This window comes from Acidisphaera sp. L21, assembly GCF_009765685.1.
Lineage (GTDB): Bacteria > Pseudomonadota > Alphaproteobacteria > Acetobacterales > Acetobacteraceae > LMUY01.
The window spans coordinates 82,814-104,176 of sequence record NZ_LMUY01000074.1 but is presented as its reverse complement, the minus strand read 5'-3'; the positions used below and the strand labels follow the sequence as shown (position 1 = coordinate 104,176).

Genomic DNA, 21,363 nt, shown 5'->3' with positions numbered 1-21,363 from the left:
GGTGCGATGGTCCAGCGCGCGGTAGGTGGGCAAAAACAACTATCCGAGGACGCTTGTGGCCAAGATCAAGGTGAAAACGCCCGACGTGATCGCCTTCGCCGAGACGCTGGAAAAGATTTGCATTGCGACCGTCGACAGCGGGTTTATGACCAAGGACCTGGCGGTGCTGATCGGCAAGGATCAGCCTTACCTCAGTACCCAAACCATCCTGTCCAAGGTCGACGCGAATCTGAAGGTTGCAATGGCCTGAGCCTATGCCGACAACACGCGGGGGAGTGGTAGAATGGATGGTCTGCAGGGACTGATGCCGGCACCGCTCGCCCGGCGTGGCTTCATGATGACGAGCCTGATCGCCGGCTTCACCATGGCGACTGAACGGGTGGAGGCGCAGGCGATCCACACCAATTCCGATGGCCTTGTTGCCGGCGAAATGCAGGTGCCGGTTTCCGACGGCACGCTGCCCGGCTATTTCGCAAGGCCGGTCGGCAACGGCCCATTTCCCACCGTGGTCGTGGTGGAGGAAGTGTTCGGCGTGCACGAATACATCAAAGACACTTGCCGCCGGCTGGCTAAGCTCGGCTACTGCGCCGTGACGGTGGAATTGTATGCCCGCCAAGGTGATCTGTCGAAGGTGACCGACATGAAGGACATCATGGCCATCGTCGGTCGTGCGCCGGATGCGACCGTGATGACCGACATCGATGCGCTGGCATCCTGGGCCTACGACAATGCCGGTGATTCCAACCGGCTGGGCATTACCGGGTTTTGCCGCGGCGGCCGGGCGGTGTGGCTGTATGCCACGCACAACCCGAAACTGAAGGCGGCGGTGGCTTGGTATGGCCCGGTCGGCGGGGATCCAAACCCATTGCAGCCGCAATCCGTGATGGACGTGGCCGCCACCATCAAGTGCCCGGTGCTAGGCCTGTACGGCGCGAGGGACCCGGGCATTCCGCCCCCTGCGGTGGAGGCTGCGGCGGCCGTCGCCCGCACCAGCGGCAATGCGGTCGAGATCATCGAATATCCCACCGCCGCCCACGCCTTTCACGCCGATTATCGCCCCAGCTACGTGCGCGATGCCGCCATGGATGGGTGGGAGAAGATGCACGCCTGGTTCCGCAAATATGGTGTTGCCTAACGCCCCACGGTCAGTATCCGAACGCCGCGAACGAGGCGGCGCTGCGCATTTCCAGCGCCAGATCGATCAGGCCACGCATGAAGCCCTCCGGGCTGAACTCAGTGCGCGCGATCTCGACGGCCGGTTCCAGATCGTCGTCGTAGCAATGTGTGTCGTGGAACAGCGCGGCTAGGCGATCGGGCAGGTTGGCAGCTTCGGTATCGATGCCGAAATAGCTGGGCAGTGCGCTGAAGCGGGCCTTCATCTCGGCGTTCTCATTCGTCACCACGCAGCATTTTGCGTCGAACCCGGCGGCCACCCGCTCGTGCGTGCCGGCGGAGACGTTCGGCATGGTGTTTAGCAGGAATTGCGTGTCGGCGTAGATGCCGGGCAGGGCGGAGGCATCGACCGGGGCGTGGAACTCCGCCCGGCCGCCCTTGGCTGCCAGATGGTCCCAGCCACGGCCCAAGATGTCCACAGGTAGGTCGAGCAGTGCCGTCACCAGATTGCTTGAGCGGACGTCGCGCACGTAGACGTCCACATGGCGCATGAGGGCGAACAGGATGTCCGGCCGCTTTTCCACGTAGAGATCATGCGCCGCCATGCAACGCAGCACCGTTTCGCTGATGTCGCCCACGGGTTGTTTGAGGCAGGCGGTGGCTGACTCGGCTACGACGGTGCGGAAGCGTGCGGGCAGGGCGGCCCATTCCGCCTCGTGCTGCGCGGGGTCGCAGCCGGTTTTGACGAACACCATGCGATTGCGCCGCCTCGACCACGGCACCGTGTCGCGGTCCGGGTTGGGCAGTACGCCATGCGGCAGCAGGCTGGAGATCTGCGGCGATTGAATCAGGCGGCGCTGCATGGTCAGCCAGTCGCGATAGACGTAGCCGTTGGCGATGTAGCGGGATGGCACGTGATGGTTCGCCGGCATCCAGCATGGCGAGTCGGCCAGCACCGAGATGAACGGCACGCGAAGCGTCTCCCAGAGCAGCCCCTCCGGGTGCGGCAGCCGGGCGCCTGCGCCAGCCGCGCCCCAGGCGAACAGCACACCGTTTTGCAGCAGGCTACCCAACCTATCCAGCCAGATTGGGTCCGAGAGCTCGATCACATGCGGGTCGAAGCCGTGGGCCGGCAGTAGACCCATGAAATCCTGCGAGACGGTGCGCAGTGTGCCGTTCTCGTTGTCGCCGACGATGGCGACGATGGTGCGAGGGGCGTCGGCGGGTAGACACAGGCCAGCCAGCGCGTTCGGGACCGGTTGGCGGACCGTGGCGGCGGGTTGGTGCGGCATGGGCTGGCCCACGCGTTCGGCCAGGGCGATGCGCACGCGGTCGATCACGCCGGTCCAGTCGTTCGGCGCGGATTGCCCGAAGACCCGCATGGTCGGATACCACGGGGAGTCAGCCCGATTGCGCAGCCAGCGCCAGCAACCGACGAAGCGGGACAGCAACCAGACTTCCTTTCCCATAGCGGCAGCCAGATGCGCCACGCCGGAATCCACGGAAATCACCAAGTCCAGCCCGGCGATGATGGCAGCCGTATCGGCGAAATCCTTCGCCTCTGCCATGCGGTCGATCACGGGAAGGCTGTCGATGTCGCGTACGGGCTTCTGCAGGCTGTGGAATTCGACGCCGGGGACGGTCGCCAGCGGAGCCAGGAGCTCCGGCGCGACCGAGCGGGCGGTGTCGTGGACGAAGACGGTGCTGCCGGCCCAAACCAGGCCCACTTTCAAACCCGGCGCGTCCGGCAATTGCCACTGCGCGATACGGTCGGCGGGTGGCTGAATATAGGCGGCGCCGGATGGGATCGTGTCCAGCGTCGTGCCAAAGGCGCGCGGTACGCTCAACAACGGGCAGAATGCATCGTGCGGCGGCATGTCCGTGCCGGCGGGGATGACAGCGTGCACCCCGGGCAGATCTTTCAGCAGGCTGTGCAGCTCGGGCTGGACCACCAGGATGACCCGGGCCCCAAGCGCGGTGACCATCGGGGCGTAGCGCAGGAACTGGATAGTGTCGCCGAAGCCTTGTTCGCAATGGATTAGGATGGTCTTGCCGGCGATGTCCTCGCCCTGCCACCGCGGCTTGTCGGCCAGGCGGCGCAGATTCGCGTTCAGGCGCAGCCGGCAATCGTATAGCGCCCAGGTCTCATCGCCCAAGCGGCCGGATGCGAGCAGCATCGCGGCCAAGTTATGCCGGGTGTCGGGGTTGTCGGCCGGGGCCAGTTCAATGGCGGCTCTACCGGCGATCTCGGCCTCCTCCAGCTGGCCCAATGCTTCGAGCGCCAGAGCCTCATTCATCCGTGCCTGATACAGCGACGGGGTGATGCGGAGAGCCTGACGGGATCGCTCCAGCGCCTCCGCATGGTGCCCCAGCGTGTACAGAATAGCGCCCAGCGTGGCGAATGCACCGGCATTACCAGGGGATAGACGCACGCAAGCGCGAGCGGGCGGCAATGCCTCTGCCGTCTTGCCTAACTCGTGCAGCGCGCTGGCCAGGTTGCCGTGGGCGCGGCCATTCTCGGGCTGCTTCTGGATTGCCGTCAGCGCCGCGCCGACGGCTGCGTTCAGTTCGCCCGTCTCGATCAGGATGGCTGACAGGGCGAGGAGGGATGCGACGTCCTCGGGGTCCAGTTCCGTCGCCTTAATCATGGCGGCGGCGGCTTCCGGCTTGCGGTTCGTGACCGACAGGGCACGGCCTAGGGCGTGGTGGTGCTTGGCTTGCTTGCTATCCAGCCGGATAGCGGTTTGCAGGACAGACACTGCTTCCTCCGGCCGGTTATTCGACAGCAGGGCCATACCGAGGTTGAAATGTGCCCCGGCGTCGCGCGGACGCAGCTGCGTTAGCTTGGCCGAGGCTCTAGCGGCCTCGCCGAATCGGCCGAGGGAGAACATGCAGAAACCAAGGTTCTGCAGCGCGTCGGCGAAATCGGGGGCGGCGGCGATGGCGGCGGTGAAGGCGGCAGCTGCATCCTCATGCCGGCCCTTGGCCTGTAGCGCGCAGCCTTCCTGGTATTTGGCTCGCAGGAAGCCCTGGATCGGCGAGGCCTGACGGTAGGTCTGTTGGGCCGCAGCCCCATTTTGGGTACGCAGTTCAGCCTCCTGCTGAAACGATCGGGGCAGGGTAGGCAGTGATCTGTTAAGGATCTGAGAACGGGTTTCCCCAATGGCAGGGGCACGTCGGACTTGACCCGGCGGCCCGGCATGCGCATTTTCCGCGGCTACGGCATATCGCCTACCAGCAGAGAAGCACTATGGCCAAGTCCAACGTCGTCCAGATCCGTCTCGTCTCCACCGCCGACACGGGCTATTTCTACGTCACGAAGAAGAATGCCCGCTCCGCGACCGGCAAGCTCGAACTGAGCAAGTACGACCCGGTCGTTCGCAAGCACGTGCCGTTCAAGGAAGCCAAGATCAAGTAGTCTCGGCGAATTCGATGCTGCTGCGCCGCGGGGATCAACCCCGCTGGCCGCAGCCTGTGACCTTGCGAGCCAGCAGCGGGTTCAAAACCGCAGCGATTTGACAGCGCGACATCACCCTTTGTGGGCGCAGCCGTGGCTGGCGACGCACGTTTATCTGCAGAATACCGCCGCCGGCCAACGCTAGGCGTAGATTGCCCTGCCGGATGGCACGGGCGTAGAGCGGTTCGGGTCCTCCGATCCCCGTCAAAATTCCAGCGCCCACTGCCGCCACGCGGTTGCGGTAATCTGCCGCAAGATCCGGCGTGTGCGAGTGATACAGGCCGACTGCAACGTTCCAATCGCCCTTCGCCTCGGTCTGCAGGGACCGCAGGTAGCGCGCGGCATAATCGGCGTTGATCACCGGGTCGAACGCCTCGTCCAGGTTGTGGAATGCGGTGGGATGCATCGGCAGATCCACCTGCATGCAACCGACATCGATGAAGTGATGCTGCCCGGTCGCCTGGGCATGGTTCACCCACGCAATCGCGGCGGCTTTGCTGTCCAGGAACAACCCCGTGCCGTCCGCATTGATGGTCCATGGCCAAGCGCGTATGTCGCCCATGCCGGTGATTGGCCGGCCGCTTTCCACCTTGGCGATGCTGCCCAGCAGGGCGTGGGGCAAGCCATACTTCGTCTCGGCAGCCGAGATGGCAGCCTCGCACTGCGCGCTCTGTACTTGCAGCCAATTCGGCGGGGGCGGAGCCGATGGGGTGGCGGCAAGCGCCGCCGCGGGCAGCGCCATCAGGCCCAGCAGGCCGTGCAGAAGCGATCGAACCATCGTCACGAACCAGCTAATCCTCGAACGTGACGAGTACCGGCACATGGTCGGAGGGTTGGTCCTCCGCACGTACATTCTTGTCGGGTGCCGCCGAAATCAAACGGTCGGCCATGACGGGGGACAGCAGAGCGTGGTCTATCCGTAGGCCGCGATCGCGCTGGAAGGCGCCGCCCTGATAGTCCCAGAAGGTATAGATCGGTCCGGTTGGGGTGGTGACGCGCACCGCGTCCGTCAGCCCGGCCCACAGCATGCGGCGGAAGCGGGCCCGGGTTTCCGGCCGGACCAGCGCGTCGTCGGTGGGCAGCGTGCCCGTGGCGTAGTCCACGTCGGCTGGCGCCACGTTGTAATCGCCGGCCAGCACGAACGGCGTGTCCGAATCCAACAGCGCCTGCGCGCGGTCGGCCAGCCGATCCATCCAGGCCATTTTGTAGGCAAATCCAGCCTCGCCGCCCGAATTACCGTTCGGCAGGTATAAATTGCCGATCGTCACGCCCGCGGCCGCGATCTCCAGATACCGCGCCTGCGCATCCTCGGGCGGCAAGCCCGGCAGGGTAACGTGGTGCACGTCCAGCGGGATGCGGCTGAGGATGGCGACGCCATTGTAGGATTTCTGCCCGGCGACCACGCTATCGTAGCCGAGCGCCTTGAACGCCGGGGCGGGGAATTGCTTTTCCTCGCACTTGATCTCTTGCAGCAACAGCACGTCGGGTTCGACGCGTTGCAGCCAGCGACACACATGCGGCTCGCGTATACGGACCGAGTTGACGTTCCAGGTGGCGATCTTCACGGTCTGGGATCAGTCGACGGCGAAGCTGGTCCCGCAGCCGCAGGCGCTGGTGGCGTTCGGGTTGCGCACGGTGAAGTGGCTGCCCATCAGCTCGTCGGTGTAGTCGAGTTGCGAACCAGCGAGCAGGTCCAGGCTGGCCGGGTCGACCAGGACGCGGGCGGTGCCGGATTCGACGATCAGATCGTCCGGCTGGACGATTTCGTCCAGTTCGAACTTGTATTGGAAGCCACTGCACCCGCCGGCCAGCACCGCCACGCGCAGGGCGGCGGGGCGGGCTTGTGCGGCCACGATTGCGGCGATCTGCTCGGCGGCTCGGGCGCTGACGGCGAATGCTTGTTCCATGGCGTGAACATAGGGTAACCGCGCCCCCGATTGAAGAGGCACCGATGCGAGTGCTACGCCGGAGCATGGCCCTCGCACCCTACGCCGTTCGGCCCGAAACCGCCCGTGGGCGGCTGCACCCGGAACCGGAGGCGCCAACGCGCAGCCCCTGGCAGCGGGATCGCGACCGGATCATCCACTCGTCCGCCTTCCGCAAGCTGCAATATAAGACGCAGGTCTTCGTCAATCACGAGGGCGATTATTTTCGCACCCGGCTGACGCACACGATCGAGGTGGCGCAGATCGCACGGTCGCTGGCGCGGGAATTACAGGTCGATGAGGACCTGACGGAAGCGCTGGCCTTGGCGCACGACCTCGGCCATCCGCCGTTTGGCCATGCGGGGGAGGAAGGGCTGAACCGGGGCATGAAGGCCTGGGGCGGGTTCGACCACAACGCCCAGGCGATGCGGATCGTGACCTTGCTGGAAAGCCGCTACGCCGCGTTCGACGGGCTGAACCTGACGTGGGAGACGCTCGAGGGGCTGGCCAAGCATAACGGCCCGCTGTCCAAGCCGCCGCCTTACATCGTCGAGTACGACGCTCGCCATAAGCTGGATTTGCACACCCAGCCGGGGGTCGAGGCGCAGATTGCCGCCGCGGCAGACGACATCGCGTATCACAGCCACGATCTGGACGACGGCATGCGCGCCGGGCTGTTCGGGCCGGAGGAGATCAGTCACCTGCCGATCGTGGGCGACGCGCTGCGGGAGGCCCGGCTGTCCAGCCTGGACGTCCCGCCGCCCCGGCTGCGGCACGAGACGATCCGCCGGGTGATCAACCAGCTAGCGACCGACCTCGCGACCGAGACGAAGCGTCGGCTGACTAAGCTGGACCCGGCAGATTGCAACGCGGTGCGCCGGTCCAAGCACCCCGTGGTCGCCTTCAGCCCGGCGATGGGGGATGCCAACCGGGCGATCAAGGATTTTTTGCTGGCGCGGATGTACCGGCATTGGCGAGTGAACCGGATGACCGCGAAGGCGCGCCGGGTCACCGAGCATCTGTTCCACCTCCTGGTGGAGGACGTATCAACCCTGCCGGATGAATGGCGCGGCCGGGCTGGTGAGTCGGACCCACGGCGAGCGGCGCTGACGGTGGGGGATTACATCGCCGGGATGACCGATCGCTTCGCCGTGGACGAGCATCGGCGGCTGACGGATCTGTCCGTGCCCGGCTGACCTTCTACTCGGCCGCGTTCAGATGTTCCTGCAACCGGGGCATGAGTTCCACCAGGTTGCAGGGGCGGAAGCGGCTGTCGAGTTGAGAGACGAGGATATCGTCCCAACCATCCTTTACCGCCCCGGTGCTGCCGGGTAGCGCAAACAAATACGTCCCACCGGCCACGCCACCGATCGCGCGGGATTGCATGGTAGAGGTGCCGATCTTGCTGAAGCTGATCATGCGGAACAACTCACCGAACCCCTCGATCCGCTTTTCCATCACGCGCTCGAATGCTTCGGGGGTTACGTCGCGGCCGGTGATGCCGGTCCCGCCGGTGGTGATGACGACATCGACCGCCGGGTCGGCGATCCAGCGGCGCAGATAGGCCTCGATGGCCGGAACGTCATCACGGGCGATGGCACGGTCGGCCAGTGTGTGACCGGCGGCTTGCACCCGGGCGGCCAGCGTGTCGCCGGAGGTGTCGTTGGCGGCGGTGCGCGTGTCGGACACGGTGAGCACGGCAATGGAGACGGGAACGAAGCGGCGGGTCTGGTCGATAGCCAAGCGGGCCTCCTTCAATGCAGTCGGGGCACGGCCTCCCGCCGCGAAAACTGCGCGTGGAAGACCGGCCAGGCGCCCGCAGCGAGTTCGTCCAGGCTCGGGGCGGGCAGGTGCAGGCGAGCGGCGTAGATCCAGGTGTAAGTGAGCGCGCGGGGAACGAACCCGCGTGTCTCCTCATTGGGGATGCTTTCGATGAACAACAATGGGTCATCGGATTGCGGAATGGCGCCGGCCATGCGAGCGAAGCTGGTCGGGCCGGCGTTGTAGCTGGCCAGCAGGCGGATCAGGTCATTATCGACCCCATCCATCTTGGCAAGATACATCACGTAGCTTTGGCCAATCGACAGGTTTGTGGCTGGGTCGTGCAGCCGGCGGGTATAGAGATCGGTGGCGGCGTCGCCGTGGCCAGTCATGTAGCTGGCAGTCATCGGCATCACCTGCATCAGCCCTCGCGCCCCCACGGCGGAGACGGCGGTGCTGTCGAAGTTCGATTCCAGCCGGGTCAATGCGTAGACCATGGAAGGGTCCATCCGGAACCCGCCAGTCGGCTTCAAGGGGGGAATGGGGAAGCGCGCGTCGTCATGCGGCCGGCCTTCTGCGGTCTCGATCAGTCCGGCGAGCTGGGCCGACAGATCCACCAGCCCCGCAGCTTCGGCGACGCGCAAAGTTGCACCCCGCAGCGCCGGGTCGGATGCGATTTCGGGCCATAGGCAGCGTAGCTCCGCCTCTGCCCGCCGGGTTTGGCCGATCTGCAATAGGGCGAAGGCGCGGCGACCGTGCGGGTTGACCATCAGCGCGTCGGTGTCGGCGGCGCCCAGGGTTTCCCGGCCGTCCTGCGTGGCGGTGCCGAGGCCGAGGATGCGACGCGCCAGCAGCCCGTAGAAAGTGCGTTGGGCGTTGGCGGCCTGGCGCATCCAGGGGCGGTAGCCTGCCGGATCGCCGTTGCGCAGATGCGCGCGGGCAGCCCAGAACGACGCGGCGCTGCGCAGGCTGGTGGAGGCGATCTCCGACCGGCTCGCTGCCTCGAACAAGGTTTGGGCGTCTTCGGTCCGTTGCAGCCGCCAGGCGGCCAGGCCGCCGATGTAACCGGCAAGGCCGATCCGGTCGCCGGATTGGCGCAACGCGCCCTGGGCAAGCCGCAGCGCCTGCTCGTCGCGGCCCTGGGTGAAAAGCGTCTGGGCGATCTCCGCCCGGAGTTGGCTGCCGTAGAGCGCATCGAGCCCCTTGGTACGGGTCAACAAGTGCAGCGCGCTATCGGCATTTCCGGCGCGTGCGCGTTCGTGGATGGTTCGATCCAGCAGCGGATTGCGCGACAAGCGGCGTTGGGCGGGCTCAGCCTCCTCGGGCGCGGCAGCCGCGGGAGCGTCGGGCGGCAGCATGGTCACTGCCGGCTCTGGCGGCGGCGTGGCGCCGATGGCGAGGCGGGAGAGCAGCAGCTTGTGGATCGCAGCGCTGTCCGGATGGTCGGGATATCGGGCGAGCCAACTGGCCAGATCGGCGGCCGGCGCCTGTGTGTGCGGGCCGAGATAGCGCTGCGCCAGGACATGGCCATTCAGCACCGGGTCCAGCACCGAGCCCATCTGGGCCAAAGCGGCCTCGATTTTCCCGGCATCCTGCAGGCCAAAGATCCGCCGCAGGCTGGAGGCGTCGCTGGGCGTCAGTGGTTGCGGTAGCCCGGATCCGTCGAGACCGCCGCCAGGAATCGCCGGGCCAATCCTCGGGTTCGCGAACGCTGTGTCCTCGCTCACCGCCGCCGCGCGCACGTCTCCCGTCGGTACTGTCCCCGACAGGATCGCGGCCCCGGCAATCAAGGCCGTGGCGGCGGGAAGGCGGGAGAGCGTATGGCCGACTCCTCGCATGGGAGGGGCGGCTACACGCTAAGGATCGCGGTGGCAATCACTAAGAAAGAGTTTAGTTAATGTCGTATGAGCAGAATCACGGTTAAGTTGCGGAGGTTACATATCGTATAAACAAATTGTGATGATAAATTTATTCAGAAAGAGCGCGTCGGAGTCGCAGTAGGTCGGCCCAAGCATCGCGTTTTGCTGAAGCGGTGACTTGGATATGTCCCGGTGATGGTAGGGCAAGGGTCGGGATCGGCGCATCTATCCCCGGAACGACCATCATATGCCACACGCCGCGGGGGCGCCGAGTGCCGCCAGACAACAGAGTACGCGCGGCAAGGTTGCCCAGCAGCACCGCGCGAACGGGCCGCAGCAATTGCAGATGGCGGTGCAGGAAGGGCAGGCACAGCTGAATCTCCGCCTCCGTGGGCTTTCGGTCACCGGGGGGGCGCCAGGGCAGCAGGCTGGTGGAGCGCCAACCGCCGCGGTCCAGCCCGGCGGACACCAGCATCCGGTCCAGGAATAGCCCGGCAGGGCCGGCGAAGGGCGTTCCAGCCCGGTCCTCTGCCGCGCCGGGCACGTCGCCGATCAGCACCAAATGGGCAGAGTGGTCGCCTTCGCCGAAGACCATGTTGGTGGCGGTGGCACATAGGGCGCAGCCCTCGAACGCAGCCACCGCGGCCTGGAGTTCGGCGATGGTGGTCGCTGCTTGGGCAAGCGCCTGGGCGTCGGCCACCCCGCCTGGCCCGGCGACCGGCGGAACCCGCACCGGGCCTGCGGGCTTGATGACGGGCAGGGGCTGGACGATCGCGGGCGTCGCCGGGGGTGGCGGCGGCGCATCCGGCATTGCCAGGGACGACCGGCGGTCGATCGGGTCGTCAGCTAGCGCCTCGTCGGCGCCCCATTCGATCTGAAGTTTCAGCCATCCTAGCGCGTCCATGGCGTGGTTCTCCGCCGCATTCGAGCCGGGTGCAACGCTGCCATGGGTGGCGTGCCCCGCAAATCGTTCCTACTTTAACCCACACAGGGAGGATATCGATGTCTGAACGCGAGGCGATGGAATTCGATGTGGTGATCGTGGGGGCAGGGCCGGCCGGCCTCGCCGCGGCGATCCGACTGAAGCAGCTCGCGCCGGAAGCGACCGTTTGCGTGGTGGAGAAGGGCGGCGAAGTCGGGGCGCACATCCTGTCCGGCGCTGTGATCGAGCCGCGGGCCCTGGCCGAATTGCTGCCCGATTGGCAAGAGCGCGGGGCACCGTTGACCACTCCGGCCGGCGAAGACCGGTTCATCTTCCTGACCGCCACGCGATCCATCCGTCTGCCCACGCCGCCGCAGATGCACAACCAGGGCAACTACATCGTCTCGCTCGGCAACGTGGTGCGTTGGCTGGGGCAGCAGGCGGAGGAGTTGGGCGTGGAAATCTACCCCGGCTTCGCAGCAGCCGAATTGCTGGAAGAAGACGGCCGCATCGTCGGCGTCGCCACCGGCGATATGGGTGTTGAAAAAGGCGGAGAACCCGGACCGAACTATCAGCCCGGCATGGAATTACGCGCAACCTATACGCTGTTCGGCGAAGGCTGCCGTGGGTCGCTGACGAAGAAGCTGATCGAACGCTTCGACCTACGGGCCGAAAGTGACCCGCCGACCTATGGGCTCGGGATCAAGGAACTGTGGGAAGTGCCAGCCGAGGTGCATAGGCCTGGCCTAATCGAGCACAGTGTTGGCTGGCCTTTGAACGCCGGTACGTATGGCGGATCCTGGCTGTATCATTGGGGTGACCGGATGGTGTCCTACGGTTTCGTCGTAGGATTGGACTATAAGAACCCATGGCTATCCCCGTTCGACGAGATGCAGCGATTCAAGACCCATCCTGACGTGCGCAAACATTTCGAAGGCGGCCGGCGGATCAGTTACGGTGCGCGGGCGCTGAGCGAAGGCGGGTTTCAGTCGATCCCGAAACTGACCTTCCCGGGTGGCGCGTTGATCGGCGACAGCGCCGGGTTCTTGAACGTGCCCAAGATCAAGGGCACCCACACGGCGATGAAGTCCGGCATGGTCGCGGCGGAGGCCTTGGCAGAAGCGCTGGCGGGCAACAAGCCGATCGAACCCACCGCATTCACCGACAAGATCAAGGCGAGCTGGGTGTGGGAGGAGTTGAGCGCCTGCCGCAACATCCGCCCGGCGTTCAGCAAGTTCGGCTTGTATGGCGGCATCGCGTATTCGGCATTGGACACGTTCATCCTGCGGGGCAAGGCGCCGTGGACGATGCGCCACAGGCACAATGATAACGAGACGCTGGTGGATGCAGCGAAGGTGCGGCCTATCGCCTACCCGAAGCCGGACGGGAAGCTGACCTTCGATCGCCTGTCTTCCGTGTTCATCAGCAACACCAACCACGAGGAAAACCAACCAGTGCATCTGCGCCTGCGGGATCCTTCGCTGTGGAAGGGTGTTAACTGGGACGAGTATCGCAGCCCGGAAAGCCGTTATTGCCCTGCCGGCGTCTATGAAGCGGTGGGTGTGGAGGAGGGTGAACCGAGGTTGCAGATCAACGCGCAGAACTGCGTCCACTGCAAGACCTGCGACATCAAGGACCCGACGCAGAATATCGACTGGGCGGTGCCGGAGGGTGGCGGCGGGCCGAACTACCCCGGCGGCATGTAATTCTACGCTCTGGCATTGAGGACGTGCGGGCGATAATACTGGCCTATGTTGCAGCGCCCGCACGCCACCTTGCTTGTCCTTTGTCTGCTATCGGCCTGCGCCGCGGCAGACCCGGCCGAAATTCCCGGGCCCGAGTCCCGGCCGTTGGCGGGTACGTCCGGGCAAATCCTGGTCGGGCGATTCGCGATGGCGCAGACGGATGTGACGACCGCATCCGATGACTTTATCGCGGCGCTAAAATCCGATCCGCAAAACGCCGATCTCCAACAGCAAGCCTTTATCGCGACGGTCATGGCCGGGCGGCCGGAATCGGTGGCGCTGGCCACCGATCTGCCATCCAGCCCGGCGGCGATCTTGGTGCTGGGCAATACGGACGTGAAGGCCGGTAATTGGCGGGCTGCGGAGGCGAAATTCGCCAGTCTTCCCACCATCGGCGCCACCCAGGTGCTACAGCCCCTGTTGCGCGCCTGGGCCGAGCAGGGTGCCGGCGCTACCGATGAAGCGCTGAACACGCTGCGTCCGTTCGTGGAGGGAACGCGCTATCGCGGCGTCTTCGCGCTGCATGCCGCCATGATCAACGACCTTGCCGGCCGCACCGCCGACGCTGCCCGGCTCTACCGGATCGCGACGGTAGAGTATGGTGCGCTGAACTTGCGCCTGGGCATGGTCATCGGCAGTTGGCAGGCCCGCAGCGGGCAGGAGGCGGAGGCGCGCGCAACGGTCCGCGCCACCGCCCAGGCCAGTCCCGATCTGTCGATCGCGGAACCAGCGATGCAACTGGCAGTGTCGACGCCGCAAATCTCCTCGGCCGCGGACGGCGTGGCGGAGGCCTATTTGGCCCTGGCGGCAACGCTGCAGCGGCAGGACGCTTCGGATTTCTCGCTACTGCTACTGCGCTTGGCGCTGGACCTGCGGCCCGACTTCACGGCTGCACGTTTGCTGATGGCGGAGATCCAAACCGCGAATCACCAGCCAGACGCCGCTACGGCGACGCTGGCCGCGGTGGCGAACAGCGATCCTCTGATCGCGGTGGTGCAGTTGCGCCGGGCGCAATACGCCGACCGCGAAGGTCACCTGCAGGAGGCGCAGAGGCAACTGGAGCAACTGGCCGACCAGTATAAGCAGCGGCCGGAGCCCTTGGCGTTGCTGGCGAACATGCAGCGCTCCGCCAACCATTTCAGCGAGGCGGCGGAGACCTATGGCCGCGCCATCGACCGGATTTCGCAGCCGACAGCGGCCAATTGGAGCCTGTTCTACCAGCGTGGCATGGCCTACGACCGAGCCCATGATTGGCCGCATGCGGAGGCCGATCTGCTCCGCGCGCTGGAGTTGTCGCCGAACCAGCCCTATGTGCTGAACTACCTCGGCTACGCTTGGACCGAGCAAGGGCGCAACCTGGCGCGCGCCCGCCAAATGATCGAACAGGCGGTGGAACAGCAGCCGAATGAGGGCTCGATCGTGGATAGCCTCGGTTGGGTGCTGCTGCGGCAGGGCGACAAGGCGGGGGCGGTGCGCTTTCTGGAACGGGCGGTGGAATTGCTGCCCGAAGATGCCACCGTGAACGGCCACCTCGGCGACGCCTACATGGCTGTGGGGCGGCGGCGGGAGGCGGAGGTGCAGTGGCGCCGGGCACTGATCCTGAATCCCGACCCACAGGAAATTCCCGGCCTGCAATCCAAACTATCGGCGGCCACCACGCCCGCTGCGCCCGCTGCAGCCAGCGCCACGCCGGAGCATCGGGTGGAGTGAGGCTGACCGAGACTGCGCCGGCCAAAGTCAATCTGAGCCTTCTCGTCACGGGGCGCCGGGCCGACGGCTATCATCTGTTGGATAGTCTGGTCGTGTTCGGACCCGCCGCGGACCGGCTTCATGCCAGCCCGGCGGATCGGCTCTCGCTGTGCGTCGAGGGTCCGTTCGCGGCAGGACTGACGGCAGAGCCGGATAACCTGGTGCTTCGTGCCGCGCGGGGGCTGGCGGATTGGGCTGGGCGCCCGGCCGTGGCGGCATTGGTGCTGGAAAAGAATTTGCCAGTTGCGTCCGGCATTGGCGGCGGGTCGGCCGATGCGGCAGCGGCGCTGCGAGTGTTATCCCGGTTATGGGGGCTGACGCCGTCTGCCGAGGTGCTTGCCGGGCTGGCGCTGGGGTTGGGCGCCGATGTGCCAGTGTGCGTTGCAAGCCGGCCGGCGCGCATGCAGGGGGTGGGAGAGGCGCTATCGCCGCTGCCAGTGATTCCGAGTTGCGGGTTGCTGCTGGTGAACCAAGGCATCGCGGTGGCGACAGCCGACGTATTTCGTGCTCGCAAGGCCGCGTTCTCGTCCCCGGCCGCGCTGCCGGAGTCGTGGCCGGATGTGGCGGCGTTGGCGGCGGCACTGGCGGCGCTCGGCAATGATCTGGAGGCGCCGGCGCTGACGGTCGCACCCTCGATCGGCGACGTGCTGGGCGCGATCCGGATGCTGCCAGGTTGCCTGCTGGCGCGAATGAGCGGCTCCGGCGCCACCTGTTTCGGCCTGTTTGCCGACCCGGCGATGGCGCAAGCGGGCGCCGATGCATTGCCGGCCTCGTGGTGGCGCAGTGCCGGCCCCCTTTACGAACCCTCGACCCACACCGTATTGACAGGCAGCTAGCTGGGGCGTCGCCAAGCGGTAAGGCAGCGGATTTTGATTCCGCCATTCGGAGGTTCGATCCCTCCCGCCCCAACCAGCCTCTCCGCGCTGATGTGACCGACTCGCGCGTAAAAGACTTCCCATTCCCGCCCGCTCGGTTGACAGTGATGTTGCAATGCAACTGGCGGACAGCACCTCGGCCCGGCATTCCGGGTCCATGACCTACGCGGCGCTCGATCTCGGCACGAATAATTGCCGGCTGCTCGTTGGGACCCCGACGGCTGAGGGGTTTCGCGTGCTGGAGAGCTTCAGCCGCGTGGTTCGCCTGGGCGAAGGCCTGCGCCAATCCGGGTGTTTGAGCCCGCAGGCGATGGATCGGGCGGTCGAGGCGCTGCAGGCCTGCGCCGACCGTCTGGCCCGCCGCCGGATGAGCGGTATGCGCGCCATCGCCACCGAGGCTTGCCGTCAGGCGACCAATAGCGGCGAGTTCGTGGCCCGCGTCGCCCGGCAAACCGGTTTACAGTTGGACGTGATCTCCACCCGGGAAGAGGCCACGCTAGCGCTGGAAAGCTGCGCGCCGCTGCTGGCGGGCGAGGGGCGGCGGGCGCTGCTGTTCGATATTGGCGGGGGCTCGACCGAACTTGTGTGGGTGCGCCTGGCGCAGGACCAGCGGCCTGAACTGATCGGCACGATGTCGATGCCCGTCGGCGTCGTCGGCCTGTCTGAGCAATACGGCGCCGCCGCGTTCACGGAGCGCGGGTTCACCACCATGGTGGCGGACGTGACCGCCCGTCTGCATGGGTTCGAGGGAATCCATCGCATTACCCAGGAACTGCGCCATGGTGGGGTGCGGCTGCTGGGCACCAGCGGCACCGTCACGACGTTGGCGGGTGAAGTGTTGGCGCTGGAGCGGTATCGCCGGGTGTATGTGGATGGTCAGGTTCTGTCGCGGGAGGCTGCGGCCGGTGCGGTGGCGGCGCTGCGGCGGATGGGCCGGGATGGTTTGGCGGCGCATCCGTGCGTCGGCCCGGAGCGGGCGGATTTCGTGCTGGCGGGTTGCGCCATATATACTGCAATCCACACCATGTGGTCGGTGCCGGAAGTGACCGTCGCCGACCGCGGCCTGCGGGAAGGGATGTTGCTCCGGCTGATCCGGCACGCCCGGCACCGCGCCGCTCGTTCGTAGGCGAAGTATTTTGACGAAGACGACGAAAGGCCCGGGCAGCAAGACCCCGGCCGCTCCCCGTGGCTTGGAGGTCCGGCTGCGGACCGCCCGCGGGCGAACCACTACGCAGCAAGGCTGGCTGCAGCGGCAGTTGAACGATCCGTATGTTCGCGCCGCCCAGGCGCAGGGCTGGCGGTCGCGCGCCGCGTTCAAGCTGATGGAGTTGGACGACCGCTATTCGTTGATCCATCGCGGCTCACGCATCATCGATCTGGGCGCGGCCCCTGGCGGGTGGAGCCAGGTTGCGGTGAAGCGCGGCTGCGGCGCGATCGTCGGTGTGGACTTGCTGGAGATCCCCAGCGTTACCGGGGTCCGGTTCATCCATGGCGACTTCATGGATCCAGACATGCCCGACCGGCTGCGCGCCGAACTGGGCGGCCCGGCGGATCTGGTGATGTCGGACATGGCGCCGAACACCACCGGTCACACGATGACCGACCACGTCCGCATCGTGGCACTGGCGGAACTGGCGCTGGACTTTGCACTGCAGACCCTGGCGCCCGGCGGCAGCTTCATTGCCAAGGTGCTGCAGGGCGGGTCGGAAAAGCAGTTGCTGGACCCGATGAAGCGGGCCTTTGCCAGCGTGCGCCACGCCAAGCCGCCGGCGAGTCGCAAGGACTCCAGCGAGATGTACGTCGTTGCCAAAGGCTTTCGCCACACGCCGGGCAGTGTCGTGCGCACGTAACTTGCTTCCTGTGGCACTGCGCCCTATGTCGAGTTGCCAAGGCGCGGGACCCGCTCCCGCCGGAGAGATCATCGCCATGGCACCCGACACAACCCCCCTTGCAATACGATCCACCCGTGGTGACTCGATCATCCGCGAGGCGCTGACCTTTGACGACGTCCTGGTGGTCCCGGGCTTCTCCGAGGTTTTGCCGCACGCGGCGAACACGCTCACACGGTTCACCCGCACCATTTCGCTGAACATCCCGCTGGTGTCGTCCGCGATGGATACGGTGACGGAGGGGGCGATGGCGATCGCCATGGCGCAACTCGGCGGGATCGGGGTGATCCACAAGAACCTCACCCCGCAGGAGCAGGCCCTGCAGGTTCGCCGGGTGAAGAAGTTCGAATCGGGCATGGTGGTGAACCCGCTGACGATCCACCCGGACCAGACGCTGGCGGATGCGCGGGTGCTGATGGACGCGCACCACATTAGCGGCGTGCCGGTGGTGGAGCGGGGGACGGGGCGGCTGGTCGGCATCCTCACCAACCGCGACGTCCGGTTCGCCACCGATCCGTCGGTCAAGGTGTTCGAACTGATGACCCGGGAAGACCTGGTGACGGTGCAGAGTGGCGTGCCGCCGACCGAGGCGAAGCGACTGCTGCACAAGCATCGGCTGGAAAAACTGCTGGTGGTGGATAGCGAATACCGCTGCGTCGGGCTGATCACCGTAAAGGATATGGAGAAGGCCCAGGCCCACCCGATCGCCAACAAGGACGAGCTGGGGCGGCTGCGGGTTGCCGCTGCCGTAGGTGTGGGGGAGGACGGACTCATCCGCTCCCGCGCGCTGATCGATGCGGAGATCGACGTATTGGTGGTGGATACGGCGCACGGCCACTCCGCCGGCGTCATGGCCGCGGTCGAGAAGATCAAGCAGATGTCGAACTCGGTGCAGGTCGTGGCGGGCAACGTGGCGACGCCCGAGGGCGCGCTGGCGCTGATCGAGGCTGGGGCCGACGCGGTGAAGATCGGCATCGGACCGGGCAGCATCTGCACCACCCGTGTGGTGGCGGGCGTCGGCGTGCCGCAATTCACGGCGGTGCTGGAAACGGCGGCGGCGTGCCGGGAGCATGGCGTGCCCGCGATCGCCGATGGCGGCGTGCGCACCAGCGGCGACATCGTCAAGGCGATCGGCGCCGGCGCGGATGCGGTGATGGTGGGCAGCCTGCTGGCCGGCACCGACGAGGCGCCTGGCGAGGTGTTCCTGTACCAGGGGCGCAGCTACAAATCCTATCGCGGCATGGGCAGCATCGGCGCGATGGCGCGCGGGTCGGCGGACCGGTATTTCCAGCAGGAGATCAAGGACACGCTGAAGCTGGTGCCGGAGGGGATCGAGGGCCGGGTCGGCTATAAAGGGCCGGTGTCCGCGGTCGTGCACCAGTTGGTCGGCGGGCTACGCGCCGGCATGGGTTACACCGGCAGCGCCACCGTGGAGGATCTGCAGGTGAACACCCGCTTCCGCCGCATCACCGGCGCCGGCCTACGGGAGAGCCACGTGCACGACGTCGCAATCACCCGCGAAGCGCCGAATTACCGTCAGGAGGGCTGAAGTGTCCTTCGAGACGATGGCCGAGATGACAACCCGAGCGTGACACCAGCCGCACGGCTTGCTGCCGCAATCGAGCTTTTGGTGGAGGTGGACACGTTTCCGCGCCGCCCCGCCGACGCCGTCGCCAACGAGTTTTTCCGCAACCGCCGCTTCATCGGGTCGGGTGACCGCCGAGCCGTGTCCGAGCGGGCGTGGCGCATCCTGCGCACCCGGCGCCGCCTGTCCTGGTGGTTGGAGCGGGCTGGCACGGCGCCGACCCCGCGCATGCTGGTCGCCGCGTCGCTGCTGCTGGAAGGGTGGACCGTACCCGGCGTTCAGCAATCCTATTCCGGCGGCCAGTACGGCCCGGCGCCGATGTTGGCGCAGGAGATCGAGGCTGCTGGGCAACTGGCCGGTCACACGCTGGACCACCCGCAAATGCCGGACGCCGTGCGGCTGGAAATGCCGGACTGGCTGCTGCCGCATGTCGCGGCGCGATTCGGTAACGCCCTGGATCCCGAATTGCTCGCCATGGAGGAGGAAGCCCCGCTGGATTTGCGGGTGAACCTGCTGCGTGGCACGCGGGAGCAAGCCCGGGTGGCGCTGCTGGCGGAGGGCATTCCCTCCGAACCGACGCCGATTTCGCCCTGGGGGCTCCGGATCGAGGGGCGGCGGGCGGTGACGACCGGCGCCGCGTTCCAGTCCGGCCTGGTCGAGATTCAGGACGAGGGCAGCCAATTGGTGGCCGCGCTTGTTGGCGCCGGGCCGCAGATGCGGGTGGCGGATTGGTGCGCCGGCGCGGGCGGCAAGACGCTGGCAATCGCGATGACGATGGAGAACCACGGCCACATCGTCGCCTGCGATGTACACGATAAACGGCTGGAGGGCGCGGTGCGTCGTCTACGCCGGGCCGGGGTGCATAACGTGGAGCGCCACCTGATTGCGGTGGGCGACAAATGGGCGAAGCGCCGGGCCGGCACGTTCGACCGGGTGCTGGTGGATGCCCCCTGCACGGGCACAGGAACCTGGCGGCGCAACCCGGATGCACGTGCGCGATTGCGACCGATCGACCTACAAGAGTTGCTTCCCAAACAGGCCGCGATCTTGGACGATGCGTCTCGTCTGGTGCGCGCTGGCGGTCGGCTGGTGTTCGCCACTTGTTCGCTGCTGTCGGAAGAGAACGAGGCCCAAGTGGAAGCGTTCGTGGCGCGTCACCCGGAGTTCGTCGTCGTCCCGTTGGATCGGGCCTGGACATTGCCAGGCTCGCCGCCAGGTCCTGGCCCCTATTTGTCGCTGACGCCACGGACACACGGGACGGATGGGTTCTTCGGCGCCGTGCTGGAGCGGCGGGCAACGGTCGAATGATCGCGGTGCGCCGGGCCCGCCCGTCGGACGCGCCGCTGATCGGAGCGGTCCACGTTGCGGCCTGGCGCAGCGCCTATCCCGGGATCTTGCCGGAGGATTATCTGGCCGGCCTGTCCGTCACCCGGCAGGCTGCGTTCTACGACCGGCAGATTCGGGCGGGCGCAGGGGTGTATGTCGCCATCGCATCCGGCCAGGACGTGCCGCGCGGCGATGGACCGCGCGTGGTCGGCTACACCACCGTTGGACGCAGCACAGACGCCACGTTACCAAGCGGCTTGCAGGCCGATGGCGAGATCGAAACGCTCTACGTTCTGGATGACTGGCGGGAGCGTGGCGTCGGCCGGCGCCTGATCCGCACTGGCGCGGCGCATCTCGCGGCGGCGGGCAGCCGGACGGCGTTTCTGTGGGTGCTGCGGAATAATCCCAGCCGCTGGTTCTATCAACGCCTCGGCGGCCGGCCGGTCGCCGAGTCGGATACGAGGGTCGCTGGGGTTTCGGTGCCGCAGACCGCCTACGCGTGGGATCCGATCGAACGGTTGATCGCCGCGTCTCCCGCGACCTAGCCCTGGCAGGTCCGTCGGGCCATGGCCAAGACAGCATCCAAATTGCGCTGGGTGATTTCCAGAACCGATGGGTCGTTGGTGACCATTAGGGCAGCATTTGCCCCGTCTATGAGCAGAAGCAGTTGGCGGGCCAGGATTTCGGGTTCGGCAAACTGAGCCTGGGTCGCGAGCCCGGCGAAAAATGCGAGCACCATGCGGTGATGGTCGGCGGTGATCTGCCGCAGCCATTGCTCGGTCTTATCATGCTCTGCGATCGCGTTCATGAAGGCGCAGCCATACAGGCGACCGCCCTGATACCAGTGGTCCAACGCAGCGGGGATCGCGGTGAGCTGCGCCAGTGGGTTGTCGGCCGCAGCGGTAACGGCGGCAAAGAATACCTCCCGCCAATCGGCTCCCTCACGCGACAGCACTTCGCGCAGCAAAGCGTCTTTCGATCCAAACCGGCCGTAGAGAGTCATCTTCGACGCCCCGGCGGCGGCGAGAATGGTGTCGATCCCCGTGGCGTGGATGCCCTGGCGGCAGAAGAGGTCACGCGCCGCCTCCACGATCCGTTCATGCGCAGGGTGCGGCTTGGGGGAATGAAGGGCAGCGTTGCTCACAGGCGGAGTCTCG

The 21,363-nt window shown here is 66.4% G+C and carries 19 protein-coding genes, 1 tRNA gene and 1 pseudogene; 13 read left to right on the top strand and 8 right to left on the bottom strand.

Annotated features, from left to right (window positions below; translation table 11 throughout):
* Positions 1-76: 76 nt before the first annotated feature.
* Both GSQ76_RS14715 and GSQ76_RS14710 read left to right on the top strand, forming a co-directional pair.
* A pseudogene (locus GSQ76_RS14715) lies at positions 77-250 on the top strand (NADP-dependent isocitrate dehydrogenase); the annotation flags it as partial.
* 33 nt (positions 251-283) lie between these two features.
* Complete coding sequence (locus GSQ76_RS14710) at positions 284-1,135, top strand: dienelactone hydrolase family protein (protein ID WP_216851066.1); 852 nt, start codon at positions 284-286, stop codon at positions 1,133-1,135.
* Between the two features lie 10 nt (positions 1,136-1,145).
* On the opposite strand, the gene GSQ76_RS14705 is transcribed toward GSQ76_RS14710, so the two are convergent.
* Positions 1,146-4,136: a tetratricopeptide repeat protein gene (locus tag GSQ76_RS14705; RefSeq protein ID WP_256366985.1), complete on the bottom strand. Its 2,991-nt coding sequence runs from the start codon at positions 4,134-4,136 to the stop codon at positions 1,146-1,148.
* Positions 4,137-4,363: 227 nt separating this feature from the next.
* Between GSQ76_RS14705 and rpmG the strand changes: the two genes are divergently transcribed.
* The gene (gene rpmG / locus GSQ76_RS14700) at positions 4,364-4,531 is read left to right on the top strand and encodes a 50S ribosomal protein L33 (protein WP_158744651.1); all 168 of its coding nucleotides are present in this window, start codon (positions 4,364-4,366) and stop codon (positions 4,529-4,531) included.
* 34 nt (positions 4,532-4,565) lie between these two features.
* Here the strand turns inward: rpmG and GSQ76_RS14695 are convergent, their stop codons facing one another.
* From GSQ76_RS14695 to erpA, 3 genes are read right to left on the bottom strand one after another with little or no spacing between them, the layout of a single operon-like run.
* Positions 4,566-5,348, bottom strand: coding sequence for a transglycosylase SLT domain-containing protein (locus GSQ76_RS14695; RefSeq protein WP_158744650.1), 783 nt, complete (start codon positions 5,346-5,348; stop codon positions 4,566-4,568).
* Between the two features lie 13 nt (positions 5,349-5,361).
* Positions 5,362-6,135 carry an exodeoxyribonuclease III gene (gene xth, locus GSQ76_RS14690; protein ID WP_158744649.1) on the bottom strand — a complete coding sequence of 258 codons (774 nt, stop codon included), beginning with the start codon at positions 6,133-6,135 and terminating at the stop codon, positions 5,362-5,364.
* 9 nt (positions 6,136-6,144) lie between these two features.
* A complete protein-coding gene (gene erpA / locus GSQ76_RS14685) occupies positions 6,145-6,477 on the bottom strand; it encodes an iron-sulfur cluster insertion protein ErpA (RefSeq protein WP_158744648.1) in 333 nt (110 codons plus the stop codon).
* A gap of 65 nt (positions 6,478-6,542) precedes the next feature.
* Here erpA and GSQ76_RS14680 point away from each other — a divergent pair, with 65 nt between their 5' ends.
* Positions 6,543-7,691, top strand: a complete 1,149-nt coding sequence (locus GSQ76_RS14680) for a deoxyguanosinetriphosphate triphosphohydrolase (RefSeq protein ID WP_158744671.1) — start codon at positions 6,543-6,545, stop codon at positions 7,689-7,691.
* Positions 7,692-7,695: 4 nt separating this feature from the next.
* Here the strand turns inward: GSQ76_RS14680 and moaB are convergent, their stop codons facing one another.
* The 3 genes from moaB to GSQ76_RS14665 all read right to left on the bottom strand — a co-directional run bounded on the left by moaB (position 7,696) and on the right by GSQ76_RS14665 (position 11,019).
* On the bottom strand, positions 7,696-8,238 hold the full coding sequence (gene moaB / locus GSQ76_RS14675; RefSeq protein ID WP_158744647.1) for a molybdenum cofactor biosynthesis protein B: 543 nt from the start codon (positions 8,236-8,238) through the stop codon (positions 7,696-7,698).
* A gap of 11 nt (positions 8,239-8,249) precedes the next feature.
* Positions 8,250-10,094: a lytic transglycosylase domain-containing protein gene (locus GSQ76_RS14670; RefSeq protein ID WP_158744646.1), complete on the bottom strand. Its 1,845-nt coding sequence runs from the start codon at positions 10,092-10,094 to the stop codon at positions 8,250-8,252.
* Positions 10,095-10,224: 130 nt separating this feature from the next.
* Positions 10,225-11,019, bottom strand: coding sequence for a uracil-DNA glycosylase family protein (locus GSQ76_RS14665; protein ID WP_158744645.1), 795 nt, complete (start codon positions 11,017-11,019; stop codon positions 10,225-10,227).
* Positions 11,020-11,117: 98 nt separating this feature from the next.
* Here GSQ76_RS14665 and GSQ76_RS14660 point away from each other — a divergent pair, with 98 nt between their 5' ends.
* From GSQ76_RS14660 to GSQ76_RS14620, 9 genes are all read left to right on the top strand, one after another.
* The gene (locus GSQ76_RS14660) at positions 11,118-12,743 is read left to right on the top strand and encodes an electron transfer flavoprotein-ubiquinone oxidoreductase (RefSeq protein WP_174247351.1); all 1,626 of its coding nucleotides are present in this window, start codon (positions 11,118-11,120) and stop codon (positions 12,741-12,743) included.
* Between the two features lie 186 nt (positions 12,744-12,929).
* Positions 12,930-14,492: a tetratricopeptide repeat protein gene (locus tag GSQ76_RS14655; protein WP_158744644.1), complete on the top strand. Its 1,563-nt coding sequence runs from the start codon at positions 12,930-12,932 to the stop codon at positions 14,490-14,492.
* Positions 14,489-15,367: a 4-(cytidine 5'-diphospho)-2-C-methyl-D-erythritol kinase gene (locus GSQ76_RS14650; protein ID WP_158744643.1), complete on the top strand. Its 879-nt coding sequence runs from the start codon at positions 14,489-14,491 to the stop codon at positions 15,365-15,367. The genes GSQ76_RS14655 and GSQ76_RS14650 overlap by 4 nt, the downstream gene beginning before the upstream one ends.
* A gap of 1 nt (position 15,368) precedes the next feature.
* A tRNA-Gln gene (locus tag GSQ76_RS14645) sits at positions 15,369-15,443 on the top strand.
* Positions 15,444-15,521: 78 nt separating this feature from the next.
* Positions 15,522-16,532, top strand: coding sequence for a Ppx/GppA phosphatase family protein (locus tag GSQ76_RS14640; RefSeq protein ID WP_158744642.1), 1,011 nt, complete (start codon positions 15,522-15,524; stop codon positions 16,530-16,532).
* Between the two features lie 10 nt (positions 16,533-16,542).
* The gene (locus tag GSQ76_RS14635; RefSeq protein WP_254070413.1) at positions 16,543-17,256 is read left to right on the top strand and encodes an RlmE family RNA methyltransferase; all 714 of its coding nucleotides are present in this window, start codon (positions 16,543-16,545) and stop codon (positions 17,254-17,256) included.
* Between the two features lie 76 nt (positions 17,257-17,332).
* Positions 17,333-18,844 carry an IMP dehydrogenase gene (guaB, locus tag GSQ76_RS14630; RefSeq protein ID WP_158744641.1) on the top strand — a complete coding sequence of 504 codons (1,512 nt, stop codon included), beginning with the start codon at positions 17,333-17,335 and terminating at the stop codon, positions 18,842-18,844.
* A gap of 39 nt (positions 18,845-18,883) precedes the next feature.
* Positions 18,884-20,188 carry an RsmB/NOP family class I SAM-dependent RNA methyltransferase gene (locus tag GSQ76_RS14625; protein ID WP_158744640.1) on the top strand — a complete coding sequence of 435 codons (1,305 nt, stop codon included), beginning with the start codon at positions 18,884-18,886 and terminating at the stop codon, positions 20,186-20,188.
* Positions 20,185-20,751 carry a GNAT family N-acetyltransferase gene (locus GSQ76_RS14620; RefSeq protein WP_158744639.1) on the top strand — a complete coding sequence of 189 codons (567 nt, stop codon included), beginning with the start codon at positions 20,185-20,187 and terminating at the stop codon, positions 20,749-20,751. Before GSQ76_RS14625 ends, GSQ76_RS14620 begins: the two co-directional genes overlap by 4 nt.
* Here the strand turns inward: GSQ76_RS14620 and GSQ76_RS14615 are convergent.
* Positions 20,748-21,350, bottom strand: coding sequence for a TetR/AcrR family transcriptional regulator (locus GSQ76_RS14615; RefSeq protein WP_158744638.1), 603 nt, complete (start codon positions 21,348-21,350; stop codon positions 20,748-20,750). The two genes, GSQ76_RS14620 and GSQ76_RS14615, sit on opposite strands and share 4 nt — an antisense overlap.
* Positions 21,351-21,363: the final 13 nt, after the last annotated feature.

What these genes read in the sequence shown, in the direction of transcription:
- erpA (WP_158744648.1), bottom strand. Translation starts at nt 6,477, where the DNA reads ATGGAACAAGCATTCGCCGTCAGCGCCCGAGCCGCCGAGCAGATCGCC.
- GSQ76_RS14640 (WP_158744642.1), top strand. Translation starts at nt 15,522, where the DNA reads ATGCAACTGGCGGACAGCACCTCGGCCCGGCATTCCGGGTCCATGACC.
- guaB (WP_158744641.1), top strand. Translation starts at nt 17,333, where the DNA reads ATGGCACCCGACACAACCCCCCTTGCAATACGATCCACCCGTGGTGAC.
- GSQ76_RS14695 (WP_158744650.1), bottom strand. Translation starts at nt 5,348, where the DNA reads ATGGTTCGATCGCTTCTGCACGGCCTGCTGGGCCTGATGGCGCTGCCC.
- rpmG (WP_158744651.1), top strand. Translation starts at nt 4,364, where the DNA reads ATGGCCAAGTCCAACGTCGTCCAGATCCGTCTCGTCTCCACCGCCGAC.
- GSQ76_RS14665 (WP_158744645.1), bottom strand. Translation starts at nt 11,019, where the DNA reads ATGGACGCGCTAGGATGGCTGAAACTTCAGATCGAATGGGGCGCCGAC.
- GSQ76_RS14620 (WP_158744639.1), top strand. Translation starts at nt 20,185, where the DNA reads ATGATCGCGGTGCGCCGGGCCCGCCCGTCGGACGCGCCGCTGATCGGA.
- GSQ76_RS14680 (WP_158744671.1), top strand. Translation starts at nt 6,543, where the DNA reads ATGGCCCTCGCACCCTACGCCGTTCGGCCCGAAACCGCCCGTGGGCGG.
- GSQ76_RS14655 (WP_158744644.1), top strand. Translation starts at nt 12,930, where the DNA reads ATGGCGCAGACGGATGTGACGACCGCATCCGATGACTTTATCGCGGCG.
- GSQ76_RS14710 (WP_216851066.1), top strand. Translation starts at nt 284, where the DNA reads ATGGATGGTCTGCAGGGACTGATGCCGGCACCGCTCGCCCGGCGTGGC.
- GSQ76_RS14660 (WP_174247351.1), top strand. Translation starts at nt 11,118, where the DNA reads ATGTCTGAACGCGAGGCGATGGAATTCGATGTGGTGATCGTGGGGGCA.
- GSQ76_RS14670 (WP_158744646.1), bottom strand. Translation starts at nt 10,094, where the DNA reads ATGCGAGGAGTCGGCCATACGCTCTCCCGCCTTCCCGCCGCCACGGCC.